17 protein-coding genes and 1 pseudogene are annotated in these 17,795 nt (G+C 74.7%); 11 read left to right on the top strand and 7 right to left on the bottom strand.

Going from position 1 to position 17,795, the window contains the following annotated elements:
• Positions 1-43: 43 nt before the first annotated feature.
• Positions 44-238 (top strand): hypothetical protein, encoded by a 195-nt coding sequence (locus tag ACZ4V6_RS13685; RefSeq protein WP_077800274.1) that lies wholly within the window; start codon positions 44-46, stop codon positions 236-238.
• A gap of 194 nt (positions 239-432) precedes the next feature.
• On the top strand, positions 433-1,872 hold the full coding sequence (locus ACZ4V6_RS13680) for an amidase (protein ID WP_467826248.1): 1,440 nt from the start codon (positions 433-435) through the stop codon (positions 1,870-1,872).
• A 55-nt stretch (positions 1,873-1,927) separates the two neighbouring features.
• On the opposite strand, the gene ACZ4V6_RS13675 is transcribed toward ACZ4V6_RS13680, so the two are convergent.
• From ACZ4V6_RS13675 to ACZ4V6_RS13665, 3 genes are read right to left on the bottom strand one after another with little or no spacing between them, the layout of a single operon-like run.
• A complete protein-coding gene (locus ACZ4V6_RS13675) occupies positions 1,928-3,814 on the bottom strand; it encodes a hypothetical protein (RefSeq protein WP_467826246.1) in 1,887 nt (628 codons plus the stop codon).
• Positions 3,815-3,849: 35 nt separating this feature from the next.
• Complete coding sequence (locus ACZ4V6_RS13670; protein WP_467826244.1) at positions 3,850-4,059, bottom strand: DUF397 domain-containing protein; 210 nt, start codon at positions 4,057-4,059, stop codon at positions 3,850-3,852.
• On the bottom strand, positions 4,056-4,940 hold the full coding sequence (locus ACZ4V6_RS13665) for a helix-turn-helix domain-containing protein (RefSeq protein WP_467826242.1): 885 nt from the start codon (positions 4,938-4,940) through the stop codon (positions 4,056-4,058). Before ACZ4V6_RS13665 ends, ACZ4V6_RS13670 begins: the two co-directional genes overlap by 4 nt.
• Before the next feature lie 236 nt (positions 4,941-5,176).
• Here ACZ4V6_RS13665 and mshB point away from each other — a divergent pair, with 236 nt between their 5' ends.
• The 6 genes and pseudogenes from mshB (at position 5,177) to ACZ4V6_RS13635 (ending at position 10,980) form a co-directional block, all read left to right on the top strand.
• Entirely contained in the window at positions 5,177-6,046 is an 870-nt protein-coding gene (mshB, locus tag ACZ4V6_RS13660) for an N-acetyl-1-D-myo-inositol-2-amino-2-deoxy-alpha-D-glucopyranoside deacetylase (RefSeq protein ID WP_467826240.1), read from the top strand.
• Positions 6,043-6,465, top strand: coding sequence for a DUF6113 family protein (locus ACZ4V6_RS13655; protein WP_467826238.1), 423 nt, complete (start codon positions 6,043-6,045; stop codon positions 6,463-6,465). Before mshB ends, ACZ4V6_RS13655 begins: the two co-directional genes overlap by 4 nt.
• Positions 6,466-6,621: 156 nt before the next feature.
• Positions 6,622-8,877 (top strand): hypothetical protein, encoded by a 2,256-nt coding sequence (locus tag ACZ4V6_RS13650; RefSeq protein WP_467826236.1) that lies wholly within the window; start codon positions 6,622-6,624, stop codon positions 8,875-8,877.
• 122 nt (positions 8,878-8,999) lie between these two features.
• Positions 9,000-9,209 (top strand): annotated as a pseudogene (locus ACZ4V6_RS13645) (ABC transporter permease); the annotation flags it as partial.
• The gene (locus ACZ4V6_RS13640) at positions 9,206-10,369 is read left to right on the top strand and encodes a sensor histidine kinase (RefSeq protein WP_467826234.1); all 1,164 of its coding nucleotides are present in this window, start codon (positions 9,206-9,208) and stop codon (positions 10,367-10,369) included. The pseudogene ACZ4V6_RS13645 and the gene ACZ4V6_RS13640, both read left to right, overlap by 4 nt.
• Complete coding sequence (locus ACZ4V6_RS13635) at positions 10,366-10,980, top strand: response regulator (RefSeq protein ID WP_467826231.1); 615 nt, start codon at positions 10,366-10,368, stop codon at positions 10,978-10,980. Before ACZ4V6_RS13640 ends, ACZ4V6_RS13635 begins: the two co-directional genes overlap by 4 nt.
• Before the next feature lie 209 nt (positions 10,981-11,189).
• On the opposite strand, the gene ACZ4V6_RS13630 is transcribed toward ACZ4V6_RS13635, so the two are convergent.
• Positions 11,190-12,044 (bottom strand): transglutaminase-like and tetratricopeptide repeat-containing protein, encoded by an 855-nt coding sequence (locus ACZ4V6_RS13630; protein WP_467826229.1) that lies wholly within the window; start codon positions 12,042-12,044, stop codon positions 11,190-11,192.
• A gap of 62 nt (positions 12,045-12,106) precedes the next feature.
• Complete coding sequence (locus ACZ4V6_RS13625) at positions 12,107-13,156, bottom strand: GNAT family N-acetyltransferase (protein WP_467826227.1); 1,050 nt, start codon at positions 13,154-13,156, stop codon at positions 12,107-12,109.
• A gap of 140 nt (positions 13,157-13,296) precedes the next feature.
• On the opposite strand from ACZ4V6_RS13625, the gene fdxA reads away from it, so the two are divergent.
• The gene (gene fdxA / locus ACZ4V6_RS13620; protein ID WP_003973842.1) at positions 13,297-13,617 is read left to right on the top strand and encodes a ferredoxin; all 321 of its coding nucleotides are present in this window, start codon (positions 13,297-13,299) and stop codon (positions 13,615-13,617) included.
• Positions 13,618-13,733: 116 nt separating this feature from the next.
• Positions 13,734-14,825, top strand: a complete 1,092-nt coding sequence (locus ACZ4V6_RS13615) for a bifunctional succinyldiaminopimelate transaminase/glutamate-prephenate aminotransferase (protein WP_467826224.1) — start codon at positions 13,734-13,736, stop codon at positions 14,823-14,825.
• 63 nt (positions 14,826-14,888) lie between these two features.
• On the opposite strand, the gene ACZ4V6_RS13610 is transcribed toward ACZ4V6_RS13615, so the two are convergent.
• Both ACZ4V6_RS13610 and ACZ4V6_RS13605 read right to left on the bottom strand, forming a co-directional pair.
• Entirely contained in the window at positions 14,889-15,308 is a 420-nt protein-coding gene (locus ACZ4V6_RS13610) for an ATP-binding protein (RefSeq protein ID WP_467826221.1), read from the bottom strand.
• A 309-nt stretch (positions 15,309-15,617) separates the two neighbouring features.
• Complete coding sequence (locus ACZ4V6_RS13605; RefSeq protein ID WP_467826219.1) at positions 15,618-16,601, bottom strand: VldE C-terminal domain-containing protein; 984 nt, start codon at positions 16,599-16,601, stop codon at positions 15,618-15,620.
• A 94-nt stretch (positions 16,602-16,695) separates the two neighbouring features.
• Here ACZ4V6_RS13605 and dapE point away from each other — a divergent pair, with 94 nt between their 5' ends.
• The gene (dapE, locus tag ACZ4V6_RS13600) at positions 16,696-17,775 is read left to right on the top strand and encodes a succinyl-diaminopimelate desuccinylase (protein ID WP_467826217.1); all 1,080 of its coding nucleotides are present in this window, start codon (positions 16,696-16,698) and stop codon (positions 17,773-17,775) included.
• Positions 17,776-17,795 lie beyond the last annotated feature (20 nt).

Genomic DNA, 17,795 nt, shown 5'->3' with positions numbered 1-17,795 from the left:
TCCGACCTTCCCATGTCCCTGGGTTCTTTGGAGGTGAGCCGCCGTGGCACTCTCGATTTCGGCGGTGGTGCTGCTGGCGATCATCGTCTTCCTGCTGGTCAAGAAGTCAGGACTGAAAGCCGGTCATGCGATCGTCTGCATGCTGCTCGGCTTCTACCTGGCCTCCTCGACCGTCGCGCCCACGATCAGTGAGGTGACGACGAACATCGCGGGGATGATCGGAAGCATCAACTTCTGAGCACCGTCTCCCGGCCGGGACCCGTGGCACGTCCCGGGGCCCGGCCGGAGTCCACGTCCCGTCCGTGGGCCGGCCGCCGACGACGGCCGGAACGGGTGATCGTTCCGACGCGCGCCCACCGGCCCCTCGCGTGTTACCTGCCGGTAGGCAATGATGGCGGGGCCATCATCCACGCGCGCAGGGCGGAGCCGACGGTGACGACTTCCGAGGAACAGAGCGAGGAACGCGGCGGGTCGCGGGCGAGGGTGCACGCCTTCCGGGACGACGCCCTCGGGGACCACGACGCGGTCGGCCTCGCCCGCGCGATCCGCCGGGGCGAGGTCGGCGCCGCCGAGGCCGCCCGCGACGCCGGGGCACGGGTCAGGGCCGTCGAGTCCCGGCTGAACGCCGTCCAGGTCCGTCTCGACATCCCGGCCCTCGGCTCCGCGCCCGACGGCGCCTTCGCCGGGGTGCCGACCTTCGTCAAGGACAACACCGACTACCGGGGCCTGCCCACCGGCCACGGCAGCGCCGCCTTCGCGCCCCGGGCGGCCCGGCGGCACGCCCCGTTCGTCCGCCAGTTCCTGAGCACCGGTGTCACGGTGCTCGGCAAGACCCGGTTGCCCGAGTTCGGGTTCAGTCCCTCCACGGAGTTCGAGGGGGCCGAGCCCGTCCGCAACCCGTGGCACACGGACCACTCGGCGGGCGGGTCCTCGGGCGGCAGCGCGGCCCTGGTCGCCGCCGGGGCGGTGCCGATCGCCCACGCCAACGACGGCGGCGGCTCGATCCGCATCCCCGCCGCCGCGTGCGGACTCGTCGGCCTGAAGCCGAGCCGCGGCCGGGTGGTGGCGAACGCGCAGGGCCGCAGGCTCCCCGTCGACCTCGTCGCCGACGGCGTCGTGAGCCGCTCGGTGCGCGACAGTGCGGCGTTCCTGGCAGCCGCGGAGCGCCACTGGCGGAACCCGGAGCTGCCGCCCGTGGGCCTCGTCGAGGGCCCCTCGGACCGCCGCCTGCGCATCGGCCTCCTGGTGGACTCCCCGAACGGCGTCCGGGCCGACGCCGGCACCCGGGCGGCCGTCACGGAGACGGCCGAGCGCCTCGAGCGGCTCGGACACACCGTGGAACCGGTGGAGCTGCCCCTCGACCCGCGGTTCACCGACGACTTCCTCACCTACTGGGGCATGTTGTCGTTCCTGCTCGGCGTCAGCGGCAGAACGCTGGGCGCGGACTTCGACCGGAGCCGCATGGACGGCCTGAGCCGGGGCCTGCGCGAGACGTACGTGCGGAAGTGGAAGCGGACACCGGGCGTCGTGCGCAGGCTGAGGCGCACGCGGGAGGCGTACGCGGCGGGCTTCCGGGGCCTCGACGTGATCCTCTCCCCGGTCCTGGCCCACACCACCCCGCCGATCGGCCACCTCAGCCCGGCCGTCCCCTACGCCACGCTGATCGAACGGATCCTCGCCTACGTGGCGTTCACCCCGGTCGACAACGTCGTCGGCACCCCGTCGATGTCGGTGCCGGCCGCGAGCGCGACGGCGGACGGGCTGCCGATCGGCGTCATGTTCTCGGGCCGTCCGGGAGCCGAACGGACGCTGCTGGAGCTGGCGTTCGAGCTGGAGGCGGACCGGCCGTTCCGACGGCTCCAGGATTCCTGAGAGGCGGCGGCCGGGGGCCGGCCCGGGGCCTTTCCGGGCGTCGCCCCGCCCGCCGTCAGAGCAGAAGCAGCACCGCCGCGCCCCACAGCACCGACAGGGCCACCAGCGGAGGCCCGACCGGCATGCCCTGCTGCCCCGCCTGCGCCTCCGCCGACGGTCGCAACTCCGGGCGGAGCAGCAGCGCCCGCACCTCCTCGGCGACACGCTCCGCGCCCGGCTCGCGGCCCAGGCGGCGCTCCAGCCACGCCCAGCCGGTGGGGGAGAGCCGGACGGGAGAGTCCTTGGCCCGGCCGACGCCGATGCCGTCCTCGGAGTGCCGCACGGACGTGATCACGTCCCACGGGACCCGCCGCACGCGCCACGCACCGGTCACCCACAGCCCGTCACGGTCGGCGGTGATCCGCCAGGTGAGCGCCGTCGCCACGGACGTCACCAGCCACGGCAGGGCCAGGGCCGGCCACAGCCCGCTCCACGACGGGCCCCCGTCGAGCGCGGCCCAGATGCCGCCGCCCTGCACCAGCAGCAGACCGAGGCCGACGGCACGCGAGAAGCCGTGCGCCCGCCACACCCGGGGGCCCGCCGTGGGCGTCAGGCCGGCGGCGACCTCGTCGACGGACCGCCGCGGGCTCTTTTGCCCATGGCGCCGCGGCCCGCGCTTCCCCCACCCCGGGACGGCCGGTCTCACCGCGGTGACGCTGCACTCCACCGACACCTCGGCGTCGTCCGCGTCGTCGCGCGCGACGAAGGCGACCTCGGCGCCGGCATAGGGGACGCCGTACAGGACGGCCTCCCGCAGCGGCGGGGTGGGGCCCCCGCCCCGGAGGATCTCCGTGACCCTGCCGAGTTCGGCGTCGGCCGCGGAGTCGTCGCCCGCGTCGGGGCCGTCGTCCTCGTCCTCGTCGTCCTCGTCCTCGTCGTCCTCGAAGGCGTACAGCGAGTGGAAGTGCAGGACCGGCCGAAGACCCTCGGGGTCGTCGGCCGCGAACACCCAGGTGCGGCCGTCGTCCCGGCCCTCGCGCACCAGCACGCGCAGCGCCGGCAGCGGCCCGCGCCGCAGACGCCGCGAACGCGTCCGCCCGGTCACGCCGTTCACCAGGAACGCCAGTGCCGTGGCGGAGCCGCCCAGCACCAGCAGTTCCCAGCCGAAGACGTCGTACGGCTCGGCGACTAGCGCCGCCCAGTCGCCGTCCACGACGATGTCGACCCGGCTGCCCACGGGGAAGTCCTCGGGGAAGGCCGTCTCGAAGCGGTGGGTACGCCCCTCGGCCGTCACCGTGAGGACGTCGGCGTCCTCGCCGTCCAGGGCCGTGACCCGGCCGGACAGTTCCGTGGCGCCCGCGGCACGCTCCTCGTAGGCGTCGGCGACCTGCCGGGCCTGCCAGAAACCGAACCCGGCGACGGCCAGCAGCAGCGCGGCCAGGACGAAGGAGAGCCGGCCCCGGTGGAACGTCCGCGCGGCGGCGGGCAGCGGCTGCGCGACCGGCCCGGCCGCCTCCAGGGCCAGCGACCGCTGCCGTCCGGCGACGGCCAGCCGGTGGGCGACCCCCGCGGTGGTGAACACGGCGGACACGAGGAACGCGAGCGCGGACGGCCGGCCGAACGCCGTGAAGCCCTCCTCCACGACGAGCCCCGCCAGCCCGACCGCGAGCCCCGCGACCGCGAGCCGCGGCTGCCGCCACACCCAGTACAGGGCCGCCACCAGCACGACGGCCGTCCCGAGGCCCGGCCAGTCGGTGCCGCACGGCGCGGCGGAGGTACAGGGGGCGACGGGACCCGCCTCCAGTTCCCACACCAGCGAGACGACCGACGCCAGGAACGCCCACAGGGGGTGCGCCCACGGGGCGGGTACGGCGGCGAGCCAGCGCTGGGCGTCGGGAGTCCGCCAGTCGGCGGTGCCGGGCGGTATGTGCTCGGCGGGCAACGGCACGGGGTGTCTGGACACCCGCGCATTATGATCACACGCCCGGTCCGCCCGGTTCAGCCCTCGACGGCGTACGGCACGAAGCCGGCCCAGGCGGCGGGCGCGAAGGCCAGACGGGGACCCTCGACGTTCTTCGAGTCACGGACGTGAACGGTGCCGGGTTCGGTGGCGATCTCGACGCAGGAGTCGGTCTCGGCACCGCTGCTGTAGCTGCTCTTGAACCACGCCAGGTCGGAGGCGTCCCCGGACGAGGTCGTGTGCATCATGTCTCCCCCAGCAGTCGGTCGATGAAAGCAGTCGACTCACGCGGTGTGAGGGCCTGCGCCCGGATGATGCCATACCGAAGTTCCAGGATACGGAGGTGCCTCGGATCGGTAACCGGCCGTCCGTTGGCGACTGCCGGGGAACGCCCCACCGCCGTTCCGTCGTCGAACTTCAGCACCTCGATCCCACCGTCCGCCCCGGCGTGCTCTTCGCGGTCCATCGGCATGACCTGGATCTCGACGTTGGGCAACTGTCCGACCACCAGAAGGTGTTCGAGCTGCCGACGCACCACCTCCGTTCCCCCGAGGCGTCGCCGGAGCGACCACTCGTCCTGGACGAAGCTGAGTTCAGGCGCCGAGTCCCGATCGAAGACCGTCTTACGGGCCATGCGAGCGGCCACACCCCTTTCGACCTCCTCGTCGGCGTACCGGGGCCGACGCATCCGGAACAGGGCTCGCGCGTACTCCGGCGTCTGCAGGAGGCCATGGATGTTCACGGGGTCGTAGAGCTGAAGCTCGACCGCCCGCGCCTCCAACTGCGCCAGATCCCGCACCTTCTTCGGGTACCGGACCTTCTTCACGTCCTCCTGCATCGCCGCGACGAGACCACCGGCGCGCAGCACCTCGTCGGCCACGAGCAGGTACTCGGGCCGGGGGATCCGCTTGCCGGCCTCGATCTTGTAGACGAGGTCCTCGCCGTACCCCACGGCCACCGCGAACTCGCCGACCCGCAGCCCCGCCGCTTCCCGCCGGAGCCTCAACTGGCGTCCCACCGTGGCCACCACGGCGAGCGCCCAGTCGTCGTCCGGGTCCACCTCCCAGCCCGGCTCGTCCGTCCGGTCCGTCTCGGCCCCGGCCCGCACCGCCTCACCGTTCACCGACATGCGCCCCTCCGCAGTGCTGCCGCGTACTGTCCCGCTCCGCTCGCAGGCGCGGACTGTGGCTCTGCGTGACGGGATGGTCACTCATCACGGTACGTTCGGTCGGCCACGCCCGGTGACGTGAATCGGCAAATCACCGGAACCCGCCGCCCCGGCCGCGGTGCGCCTCGACGCCCGCGAGGGGAGCGACCCGCGGCGCCGGGCCCGCGGACCGGCCGGGCGCCTCATAGGCTGGTCCCATGACGGAACTGCCCCCCTCCCGCTCCGGCCGGCGTCTGCTGCTGGTGCACGCTCACCCGGACGACGAGTCGATCAACAACGGCGCGACCATGGCCCGGTACGCCGCCGAAGGCGCCCATGTGACGCTGGTCACCTGCACGCTCGGCGAGCGGGGCGAGGTCATCCCGCCCGAGCTGGGGCACCTGAGCGGGGCCGCCCTCGGCGGGCACCGGCTGGGGGAGCTGAAGGAGGCGATGCGCGCGCTCGGGGTCGAGGACTTCCGGCTGCTCGGCGGGGCCGGGCGGTACAGCGACTCCGGGATGATGGGGCTGCCCGACAACGACGACCCCGGCTGCTTCTGGCAGGCCGACGTCGACCGGGCCGCGGGGCTGCTCGCCGAGGTGGTCCTGGAGATCCGCCCCCAGGTCCTCGTCACCTACGACGACGACGGCGGCTACGGCCACCCCGACCACATCCAGGCCCACCGCGTCGCCATGCGCGCCGTCGAGCTCGCCGCCGAGCAGGGCTGGGACGTCCCCAAGGTCTACTGGAACCGCGTGCCCCGGACCGTCGCCGAGGACTCCTTCGCCCGCCTCGAGCGCGACCTGCCCGGCCTGCCCTTCGAGAAGGCGGCCGCCGTCGGTGACGTGCCGGGCGTCGTCGCCGACGAGCGGATCACCACCGAGATCGACGGCACCCCGTACGCCGCCGCCAAGGCCGCGGCGATGCGGGCGCACGCCACGCAGATCACGGTGGCCGAACCGTACTTCGCGCTCTCCAACGAACTCGCGCAGCCGCTCTTCACCACCGAGTACTACGAGTTGGTGCGCGGCGAGCGTCCCGCGCGGCGCGAGAGCGACCTGTTCGCCGGGACCGGGGGAGCGTCGTGAGCGGGCGTACCGAGCCGCCGGCCTCCGCCCTGGCCCGGCCCCTGCGACCGCCGTCCCCCGGGCGGGCCGCCCTCTACCTCGGGCTGCTCGTCCTCGGCGCCCTGACCGGAGTGGCGGGGGCGCTCGTGCAGGGCGCCTGGTTCCCCGGCGGGCTGCTGCTCGCGCTGGCCGCCGAGGCGGGCCTGTGCCTCGGCGCCGGACGTGCCGTGGGCCGCCGCGGCGGGGCCGTGGCGCCCGCCGTCGGCTGGGCGGTCGCCGTCGTGCTGCTCACCACCAGCCGCCCGGAGGGGGACTTCGTCTTCGCCGCGGGCAGCGGGTCGTATCTCTTCCTGCTCGGCGGCATCGCCGTGGCTGTGATGTGCGCCACCCTCGCGCCGGTGCGGCAACCGGACGGCGGCGACGCCCGACTTGGGAAATGACGTACCACTTCGCCGTGGCGCGGGCGTGCGAGTCCGGTGGGGGTTTCCCCGGCAGTCACGGGATACGCGTGAGAAGTGGCCAGTATGGTGGTGCGCGCCGCCGGGCCGCCCGCTTTCTGGTGTGCCGGGCGGCGGAGCCAACCGGGAGAACCTGCCTTGAGTCGTGAAACTGACAGTCCGTCCTCCGGGCCTCACGGGCGCGGTGGAGCCGCGTACCCGTCGGGCACCCCGCCCTACGGGACCCCCGTGGTTCCCGGAGCCGGCGCGGACGCGGGCCGTTCGGCCGCGCGGCCGGAGGAGCGCAAGACCGAGACGACGCTGACGACCCGGATCCGGATCAACATCCCCGGGTCGCGTCCCATTCCGCCGGTCGTCGTGCGCAAGCCCGTCGCGGACGCCGACGGCGACACCGCGGACACGGAGACGGCCGAGCACTCCGGGCCGGGCGCCACCGCGCCCACGGGCACCGTCGAGGCTCCCGCCGACCCCGCCCGGCAGGCCGAGGAGAAGCCGACCAGCGACTGGTTCGCGCCCCGCAGGTCCACGCAGGGCAAGGGCGGTCAGGGCGGTGGCTCCACCAACGGCGCCGGTCTGCCCGGCGGTTCCGCCGCCGGCACCCCCGGCGCGGGCACCGGCCCGGCCCCGGCGGCCCCGGGCGCCGGAGCCTCCGGCGGTGCGCGACCGGGCGGCGGGAGTGGCCGGCCCGGTGGCGTGGCCGGCTCCGTGAACGCTCCCGGCGGCCCCCGGCCCGGCTCCACCAACGGCGCCGGTCTGCCCGGCGCGACCGGCGGTCCCGTGGCGCCCGGACACGGCGGCGGCACCGGCTCCTTCGACGTGACCGAGGCGCTGGCGGCGGGACCGCTCGGCGGCAACGGGACGCGTCCGGGCGGCGACGACACCGCCGAACCGGGCCGCGACGCCCTGCCGTTCTCCCCGCAGAGCGGTCGCGGCGAGCAGAACGTCCTCGGCGGACCGGGCGGCCGGAACCGGCAGAACGGGCAGTCCGCTTCCGGCGGCCCCCAGGCACCCACGGGCCCGACGACCGGCCCCGTCACCGGGGACGGCCCGCCGGTGCCGCCCGCGCTCGCCGGGCCGGGCGCACCGGCGCGGCCCGGCGGACAGCGCGGCCCCGCGCCCACCGGTCCGCACGGCCCCGGCGGCCCCGGCGTACCGGGCGGGCCCCAGGGCCCCGGGCACGGCCCCGGCGCCGCACGTCCCGGTCCCGGCGGCGGGCTGAGCGACGACACCGCGATCCTCACCCCGCAGCGGCCCGCCCCGGAACCGCCGGGCGGCGCCCGCTTCGGCACCCCGGACAACGTCTCCGGCAACACCGTCACCAGCGGCGTCCCCGTCGTACCGGGCGACCGCGACACCCCGTTCCCCGGCGCTTCCCCCGACGGACCGCGTCCGCACACGCCCGCGCCGGCCCCCACGCCCCCGGCGGCCTCCGCCAAGCCGGCCGCCAGGAAGAAGGGCCGGAAGAAGCTCCCGCTGCTCGTCGGCGGCCTGATCGTCGTCGCCGGCGGTGCCTACGGCGCCGGTCTGCTGATGAACCACTCCGACGTGCCCAAGGGCACCACCGTGCTCGGTGTCGACATCGGCGGCGGCACGCGCGACGACGCCGTCGAGAAGCTGGACGCCGCCCTCGGCGACCGGATGAACAAGCCCCTGAAGCTCACGGTGGGCGGCGACACCGTCTCCCTGAAGCCGGACCAGGCGGGGCTCCAGTTCGACACCCAGGCCACGGCCAGCGCGGCGGCGACCAGCGACTACAACCCGGTCTCCGTGATCGGCTCGCTCTTCGGCAACCACCGCGTCGTCGAGCCGGTGATGCCCGTCGACGAGGAGAAGCTGCACGCCGCGCTCCAGGACGCCGCGGGCGGCGCCGGCTCGATGACCGAGGGCACGATCGAGTTCAGGTCCGGCAAGGCCGTTCCGGTGTACGGCAAGGCGGGCAGGAGCATCGACGTCGCCAAGTCCACCGAGGCGGTGGAGAAGGCGTACCGCACCCAGGTGGAGACCGGCACCTTCACCGCGGTGAACGTGCCGACGACCGAACGGCGGCCGACGGTCTCCGACGCCGAGGTCGACCGGGTGCTCAAGGAGTTCGCCCAGCCGGCGATGTCCGGCCTCGTCACGGTCAAGGCCGACGCGGCGCACAGCATCCCGTTCGGCCCCGTCTCCCTGCCGAAGATCCTCAGCTTCAAGGCCGTCGACGGCAAGCTCGTGGAGAAGTACGACCTCGAGGAGCTCAAGAAGGCGTACGGCAGCACCTTCGACGGAGTGCAGATCGAGGGCGCCAGTGGGAAGCGCGACGTCATGCCGCAGGACGTCGTCGCCGCGCTGCGCAAGGCCCTGCGCGGCGACACCCCGGCGGAGCGCGTCGGAGTCATCGAGACCAACCCGACCTGACGCCCGGTCGCCCGTGCGGACGGGGCCGCCGCCCGGCCGGGCGGCGGCCCCGTCGTCGCACCCCGGCGCGACAGCGGACCGCTGTGCCCGCGGGAGACCCTGTCGCGCGCATGAGCGGCGAAGGCGGCCGGCGGATGCCCACGGCCACCTTCCCCGGCCGGTTGCGGAACACCGCCGAACGGCTGCCCACGCACGCGTACGCTGCCCCGGGGCGGTCGATCGAACGGAGTCACGCCCCGCACGCGAAGGATCTCGCCGTCCTCGCCGTCTCCTTCGTGTTCCTCGCGGGTGGCGCGGCGTGGCTGTACCGGAAGGACACGCTGGAGGAGTGAGCGGCGTCGGCATCGGGCAACGCCCGGAGAAACTCAGGCAGAAGGCCGTCAAGTCGCTGTGGGCCGGCATCTGGCTGGTCTACCTCAGCGCCCCCGTCGTCGACCTGCTGAACGGCGGCCACGGCACGGGCGCGCGGATCCTCGGCTGGACCGGCCTCGTCGGCTTCGTCGTCTGGTACATGCTGCTGATCTTCCGCACCGGACGCGGCGACCGCACCGACGTGGTCCTGGCCTCCCTCACCGCCCTCGCGGCCGAGTCCACGCTCCTCGCCCTCACCCTGGGCCGGGAGTGGCTGGTCCTGTTCGTGTACGTCTCCATCGCCTCCGGCGCCGCCCTGCCGCTGCGCCTGGCCCGCTGGACGATTCCCGGCGCGTCCGCGCTGATGACGGCGCTGGCGTTCGTCGTGCCGGACGCCCGCTCCTTCCTCGGCGGGCTGCTCGTCCCGGCGCTGCTGGGAGGCTTCGCCATGACCGGCGTGCGCGAGCTGATCCGGACGACGATCGCGCTGCGCGAGGCCCGGGCCACCGTCGCCCACCTCGCCGCCAACGAGGAGCGGCTGCGGCTCGCCCGCGACCTGCACGACCTGCTCGGCCACTCGCTGTCCCTGATCACGCTGAAGAGCGAACTCGCCGGCCGCATGCTCCCCGGCCACCCGGAGAAGGCCGCCCAGCAGGTCGCCGACATCGAACAGGTCAGCCGCCAGGCCCTCGTCGACGTCCGCGAGGCCGTCACCGGCTACCGGCGCGCCCGTCTGGCCACCGAACTCGCCGGTGTCCAGGTGGCGTTGACGGCCGCCGGTGTGGTCCCCGAGCTGCCCGCCGAACCCGACCTCACCGGTGTCCCCGAGGAGTCCGAGGCGGCCCTCGCCTGGGCGCTGCGCGAGGCGGTCACCAACGTCGTACGGCACAGCGGCGCCCGGCACTGCACGGTGGAACTGCTCGGACGCCGGACCCCGGACGGGCGGGTGCTCGAACTGTCGGTGGAGGACGACGGCTCCGGGGGCCCCGGGCCCGGAGCCCCCGGAAACGGTCTGACCGGACTGGCGGAGCGCCTCGAGAAGGCGGGCGGCGAGCTGGAGACCGGCCGGACCCGGCGCGGATTCCGGCTGGTCGCCCGCGTGCCGGCCGGCGCGGTCGCGGACGTAGGATCCGGGGCATGAGCCGCACGATCAAGGTCCTGCTGGCGGAGGACCAGGCGATGGTCCGCGAGGCACTGGCCGCCCTGCTCGGCCTGGAGGAGGACATCGAGGTCGTCGCCCAGGTGGCGCGCGGCGACGAGGTACTGGACGCCGCCCGCGCGCACGGCGTGGACGTGGCGCTGATGGACATCGAGATGCCGGGCGCGACCGGCATCGAGGCGGCGGCCCTGCTGCACCGCGAGCTCCCCGCGGTGAAGCTGATCGTCCTCACCACCTTCGGCCGGCCCGGCTACCTGCGCAGCGCCATGGAGTCCGGCGCCGACGCCTTCCTGGTCAAGGACGCCCCGGCGGCCCAACTGGCCGAGGCCGTGCGGAAGGTCCTGGCGGGGGAGCGGGTCATCGATCCCACCCTGGCGGCGGCCGCCCTCGCCGAGGGCGCCAACCCCCTCACCGACCGCGAGCGGGAGGTCCTGCGCGCCGCGTCCGACGGCTCCACCAACGCGGAGCTCGCCCAGGCCCTCCACCTCTCCCAGGGCACGGTCCGCAACTACCTCTCCACGGCCATCCAGAAACTGGCCGCCCGCAACAGGACGGAGGCGGTCCGCATAGCGCGGGAAAAAGGCTGGCTGTAACCCCGGCCACCTGCCTATCCGCCCCCCAGCCTGCGGGCGATCGTGCCTTCCCCGGTGCCTGAACGGCCTGGGAAGCATCCCCAGGGACGGGCACGGGTGGGCGCTGGGGTACCCCTCCGGGGGAGACACCCCGTGACGCCGGGCCGTCCTCCCCGCCGTGACGCCGGGCCGTTCCCCCGCGACGCCGGGCCGCCATCGCGCACCGGCGCTCAGTTCAGCAACGCCCGCGCCGCCCGCGCCTCCCCCCGCGCCTTCTCCGCCGCCCCCTCGTCCACCGCCCCGACCACGTCGGCGTACGCCTCCAGCTCCACCGCCCCCGCCACGAACTCCCCCCGCAGCACCAGCAGCCGCGCCCGCTCGTACCGCAACCGCGCCGCGTGCGAGGGCAGCAGCAACGCCAGCTCGATCGCCCACAGCCCCACGTCCGACCGCTCCGGGCGGGCCGCCGCCCACGCCCGGACGTTGTTCAGGATCCGCGTCACCACGTCCAGCGGCGCCGCGGGCTCCAGCATCGACGGACGCAGCCCCGCCCCGGTGGCCCCCGCCACCAGCACCTCCGCGTCGTTCCCGCTGAGCACCCGCCCCCCGTCGAACGGATCGGCGAGCACCCGGTCCCCCTCCGGCCCGAACCCGACCACGAAATGCCCGGGCAGCGCGACCCCGTACACCGGAGCCCCCGCCCGCCGGGCCACCTCCAGCCACACCACCGACAGCAGGATCGGCAGCCCCCGCCGGCGCCGCAGCACCTCGTGCAGCAGCGACGACTCCAGGCGCCGGTAGTCCGCCGCGGTCCCGTGGAACCCGTACCGCTCGCCGAGCAGGTCCCGCAGCGCGACCGCCCAGGCGCGGGGCGACCCGGGCCGGAACGGCACCTGCCCGGCCAGCCGGTCGAGCTCCATCTGCGCGGCGTCCAGACCCGCCTCGTCCAGCGCCCCGTCCGCCACGGCGCCCACCAGGAGGCACAGCGTCGACAGATCGGGCCGCTCGGACCGCGCCTCTTCGGCGAACCGGCGCCGCACCTCGGCGGAACGCTCGGGGGACGGCGGGTGGGGGAGGTGACGCATATCAGGCTCGTGCCCTCTCACGGCGATCGGCGAACGACGGACGGCGTGAGGCGGGCCGGGGCTCAGCCCCGGCCCGCCCCGGCGCCGCCCTCCGGCGCGCGGTAGTGGTGGTACGCATGGTGCGCCGAGAACCCCATCCCGGCGTACAGCGCCCGCGCCCCCGCGTTGTCCGTCTCGACCTGCAGCAACGCCGCCGAGGCGCCCTCGTCGAGCGCCCGCCGGGCCAGCGCGGCCATGACCTCGGTGGCGAGCCCCCGTCGCCGCTGCCCGGGATCGACCTCCACGGCCGCGAAGGAGGCCCACCGCCCGTCCACGGCACACCGCCCGATCGCGGCCGGCGCCTCCGCTCCGGGCACCGCCGCGAACCACACCGACGGCCCCGCCCCGCGTCCGGCTCCGCTCGCGCGGGAGGACCCCGAGCCCAGCACCCGCAGCGCCGCCTCGCTCACGCCCTTGCGCCGGTACCGGGCGAGCCACGCCTCGTCGGCCTCCCGGGACAGCACCACACCGGCGCCCCCGGCCCGGTCGGCGACCGGCGCCAGGGGGCCGGTCCACACCTCGGCCGTCACCTCCCGCACCCAGCCCCGCCGCTCCAGCTCCGCGCACAGCAGCTCCTGCGTGCCCTCGGCCCCGGTGGCGGTCTGGACGTACGCGGGCAGCCCCCGCGCGCCGTACCAGCGGCGTACGGCGGCCAGCGCGTCGTCGAGCGGCAGCCCCGGATCGCCGAGCGGCAGTACGGAGTTGGCCCGCCGGGTGAACCCGGCGGCGGCCCGCAGCTCCCACTCGCCGAGCCACTCGCTCTCGACGGGCCGCCAGGCCCGCGCGGCGACCCGCGCCAGCTCCTCGTAGGACGCGGCGGGCCCGCGCCGACGCGCCGGGGCGGCGGGCACGACCTTGCCCGCCACCAGTGCGGATTCCGCGATCCGGACCGACTCGCCGCTCTTCCGTGTGATCAGCAGCACACCGTTGTTCCATGATGTGAGAACACCGACCGTGTCGGTGAACTTCTCACCCGCGACACCAGGATCGCTCAAGCGCCGCACGGAGACTCGTTTGCCCACGTCAGCAGCCGTAATGCGGACCTCGAGTCGGCCGGCGGCAGAGATTTTCACGGGTCGGTCCACCCCTCCTGTTCGGATCATGCCCAAGAACGGAGATACTAGGGGCGGGCATCGACGACGCCGCGCTCCCGCGCGCCAGGCGGCGGAGCCTGAGGAGGCCCGCCAGCGCCCAATCGAGGAGGAACGACAGCGTGACCTACGTCATCGCGCAGCCTTGTGTCGACGTGAAGGACAAGGCGTGCATCGAGGAGTGCCCGGTCGACTGCATCTACGAGGGCCAGCGGTCCTTGTACATCCACCCGGACGAATGCGTCGACTGTGGTGCCTGTGAGCCGGTCTGCCCGGTCGAGGCGATCTTCTACGAGGACGACACTCCGGAGGAGTGGAAGGACTACTACAAGGCGAACGTCGAGTTCTTCGACGAGCTCGGCTCGCCCGGCGGCGCCAGCAAGCTGGGTCTGATCGAGCGCGACCACCCCTTCGTCGCCGCGCTGCCGCCGCAGAACCAGTAACGGCGGCCCGCACGCGCGCCGCCTCGGTCCCGTGCGGCCCGGTCACCCCGACCGGCGCCGCACGGGACCGAGGCGTTTGCCGTACCGGGCGCCCACGACGAAAGTGAGCCAGTAACGTGTCCGCAGTCTCCGACCGCTTGCCCACCTTCCCCTGGGACAAGCTGGAGCCGTACAAGAAGACGGCCGCCGCGCACCCGGACGGCATCGTCGACCTCTCCGTCGGCACCCCGGTCGACCCGGTCCCCGAGCTGATCCAGAAGGCCCTGATCGACGCGGCGGACTCCCCGGGCTACCCGACCGTCTGGGGCACCCCGGCACTGCGCGACGCGATCACCGGCTGGGTCGAGCGCCGCCTCGGCGCCCGTGACGTCACCCACCGCCACGTCCTGCCGATCGTCGGCTCCAAGGAACTCGTCGCCTGGCTCCCCACCCAGCTGGGCCTCGGCCCCGGCGACCGCGTGGCCTTCCCGCGCCTCGCCTACCCGACGTACGAGGTCGGCGCGCGCCTGGCCCGTGCGGAGTACGAGGCGTACGACGACCCGACCGAGCTGGACCCGGCGGGTCTGAAGCTCCTCTGGCTCAACTCCCCGTCCAACCCGACCGGCAAGGTCCTGTCGCAGGCCGACCTGACCCGGATCGTCGCCTGGGCCCGCGAGCACGGCGTCCTCGTCGTCTCCGACGAGTGCTACCTCGAACTGGGCTGGGAGGCCGACCCGGTCTCGGTCCTGCACCCGGACGTCAACGGCGGCTCCTACGACGGCCTCGTCGCCGTCCACTCCCTGTCCAAGCGGTCCAACCTCGCGGGCTACCGCGCGGCCTTCCTGGCGGGCGACCCGGCCGTCCTGGGCCCGCTCCTGGAGATCCGCAAGCACGGCGGGATGATGACCTCGGCGCCGACGCAGGCGGCCGTGGTGGCGGCCCTCGGCGACGACGAGCACGTCCGCGTCCAGCGCGAGCGGTACGCGGCCCGCCGCGCGGCCCTGCGCGAGGCGCTCCTCGGCCACGGCTTCCGCATCGAGCACAGCGAGGCCAGCCTCTACCTGTGGGCCACCCGCGACGAGTCCTGCTGGGACACGGTCGCCCACCTGGCCGAACGCGGCATCCTCGTGGCCCCCGGCGACTTCTACGGCCCGGCCGGCGAGAACTTCGTCCGCGTCGCCCTCACCGCCACGGACGCCCGCGTGGCGGCGGCGGTGAGCCGCCTGTAGCCGCACGGCAGAGCGACGGGGCCCGGGAACGAATCCCGGGCCCCGTCGCCGTACGGCCGACCGTCAGCGGAGCGACAGCCCCTTCGCCGGCAGCGCGTCGCCCGCCGGCAGCCCGCCCTTCGTGGCCGTCGCCGTCGTGCCACCGACGACGCCCCCGGCGGAGTCCGTCGCGTCGGCGGCGGCCTTCTGCGCCACGGGCGTGGTCTTCTTGACGACCGAGCCGCCCGTCCTGCCCGCGGCGGGCACGGTCTTCTTGACGGCCTTGCCACCGGTGTCGCCCGCGACCTCGGTGACGTCCTGCGCGGCGCCGTCGACGGCCTCGCCGACGTTCGCCCCGTCCAGCGCGGTCAGCCCGCCGAGGTTCGGGGCGGCCGACAGCTCGGGAGCCGCACTGGCGGAGCCGGCCGCACCGACCCCGGCAGCCGCTCCCGCAGCGACGAGCAGCGCGGCACGGGCGATCCGGCGGGTCAGGGGGAGGGACATGATGCTCCTTCGACGGAAGTCGACGATGGGGTTCCGGCCGTGCCCGGTGGGTGATCGTCGGGCACGGACGCAGTGACTACCGCTCGAAGGCCATGAAGGTTGCGGCGGCGCGACGTAAAGAGTTGGCAATGCGTCGCATTATCGGTTACGCGGAAAAGCGGGCAAAAGGGTTCCGGCCGGGAAGCCCGCCGCATCCTCGCAGCCCTTTGTCCTCCCGGGTTCCGGCGGCTTCGGGGGTGGGGACGCGAGAACCCGCGCACCCCGTCGGCCTCCGCCGGTGCGGCTCCCTCCCGCGAGTGACGCCTCGTACTACCGCGCGGACGTGATCCGCACCGGGCCCGTGCCCCGTTCCGCGCCGTGGGCGCTGCCCGCGCCCGTCGGGGACCATGTGCTGTCGGTGTTCCCGGCGGTCCACTGCCGGCCGGCGTAGGCGACCCGTTCGATGCGCAGGGCGGAGGCGTTGGCCACCGCCCAGTGCGCCAGCTGCCAGCCGCGCCGCTCGGCGTCCCGGTTCCCGCCCGAGCCGTTGCCGTCGCCCACGGGCAGTGTCACGGTCCGCCCGTCGGAGCCGGCGCGGGCGCTCGGGGACGGTGCGGCACCGGGCTCCTTCGCGGCGCCCGCCTCCGCGCCGGCCGGCTGGAGCACCTCGCGCCCGAAGTCCCGCACGAGCGCCGCGCGGACCGCGTCCGGCCCCTCGGCCCGGTGCGCGCCGGGGCGCCCGTCGCAGGTCAGCGTCGCCGCGGACCGCCCGGTCAGGGCGGCCGCCAGCAGCGCGGCGTCCGGCTCGTGCTTGGCGTACGCGTCGGGGAAGGCGCTGCGCTGCACGCGCTGCGCGGCGACCGTCAGGGGCAGTCGCGTGTAGCCGGGCACCTCGACCAGGTGGTCGTAGAACATGCCCGCCGAGTACGCCGGGTCCATGATCTCCTTCGCGCTGCCCCAGCCCTGCGAGGGCCGCTGCTGGAACAGACCGAGCGAGTCGCGGTCGCCGTAGTCGATGTTGCGCAGCGCGGACTCCTGGAGGGCGGTCGCCAGGGCGATCGTCACCGCCCGTTCGGGCAGGTTCCGCGCGGTGCCCACCGCGGTGATCGTCGCCGCGTTCACCGCCTGCTCGGGCGTGAACTCGTAGGCGGTCCGGCCGTCCTCGCCCGAGACGACCTTGCAGCCCGGCGCGCCGGCGCCGCCGGTGACGTACTGGACCGCGAGGTAGCCGGCGACCGCGAGCAGGACGACGGAGGCAGCCCCGGCACGGAGGAGACGGCCGCGGCGTTTGCGGGGGGAGGACGGCTCAGGCACGCGTACAAGGTACTGGAGAGTAGGGCTCCTGGGGCGTCGGGTGCGGACGATGCGCGGGGGGACCGCCCACGGCCCGGCGGGTAGGGTCGACGGCATGGCCGATACCCCGCTTGACCTCACGCTGGACGCCGCGGAGCTCACCGCGCGGCTCGTCGACTTCCCCTCCGAGAGCGGCTCCGAGAAGCCGCTGGCGGACGCGATCGAGAGCGCGCTGCGCGCCCTGCCGCACCTGACGGTCGACCGGTACGGCAACAACGTCGTGGCCCGCACGGACCTGGGCCGCGGCGAACGCGTGATCCTCGCCGGTCACATCGACACCGTGCCGATCGCCGGCAACGTCCCCTCCCGGCTGGACGAGGACGGGGTGCTGTGGGGCTGCGGCACCTGCGACATGAAGGCGGGCGTCGCCGTGCAGCTGCGCATCGCGGCCACGGTCCCGGCCCCCAACCGCGACCTGACCTTCGTCTTCTACGACAACGAGGAGGTCGCCGCCGAGCTGAACGGCCTGAAGCACGTGGCCGAGGCCCACCCCGAGTGGCTGGAGGGCGACTTCGCGGTCCTCCTCGAACCGTCGGACGGCCAGGTGGAGGGCGGCTGCCAGGGCACGCTGCGGGTGCTGCTGAGGACGACGGGGGAGCGCGCGCACTCCGCGCGGAGCTGGATGGGCTCCAACGCCGTCCACGCGGCCGCCCCGATCCTCGCGCGCCTGGCCGCGTACGAGCCGCGGTACCCGGTGATCGACGGCCTGGAGTACCGCGAGGGCCTGAACGCGGTCGGCATCACGGGCGGGGTCGCGGGCAACGTCATCCCCGACGAGTGCGTGGTCACCGTCAACTTCCGCTACGCCCCCGACCGCAGCCCCGAGGAGGCCCTCGCCCACGTCCGCGAGGTCTTCGCGGACTGCGGGGTGGCGGAGTTCGTGGTCGACGACCACAGCGGCGCGGCCCTGCCGGGCCTGTCCCACCCCGCCGCGGCGGCCTTCATCGAGGCGGTCGGCGGCACCCCGCAGCCCAAGTACGGCTGGACGGACGTGTCGCGCTTCTCCGCGCTCGGCGTTCCCGCGGTCAACTACGGCCCCGGAAACCCCCACTTGGCGCACAAGCGGGACGAACGGGTGGAGACCGCGAAGATCCTCGCGGGGGAGGAGCGGCTGCGGTCCTGGCTGACGGCATGATCCGCTCCGGGTTTACACCG

This window comes from Streptomyces sp. NPDC029152, assembly GCF_055564355.1.
The sequence above is the reverse complement of the archived record's forward strand: the minus strand, read 5'-3'. Positions and strand labels throughout refer to the sequence as shown.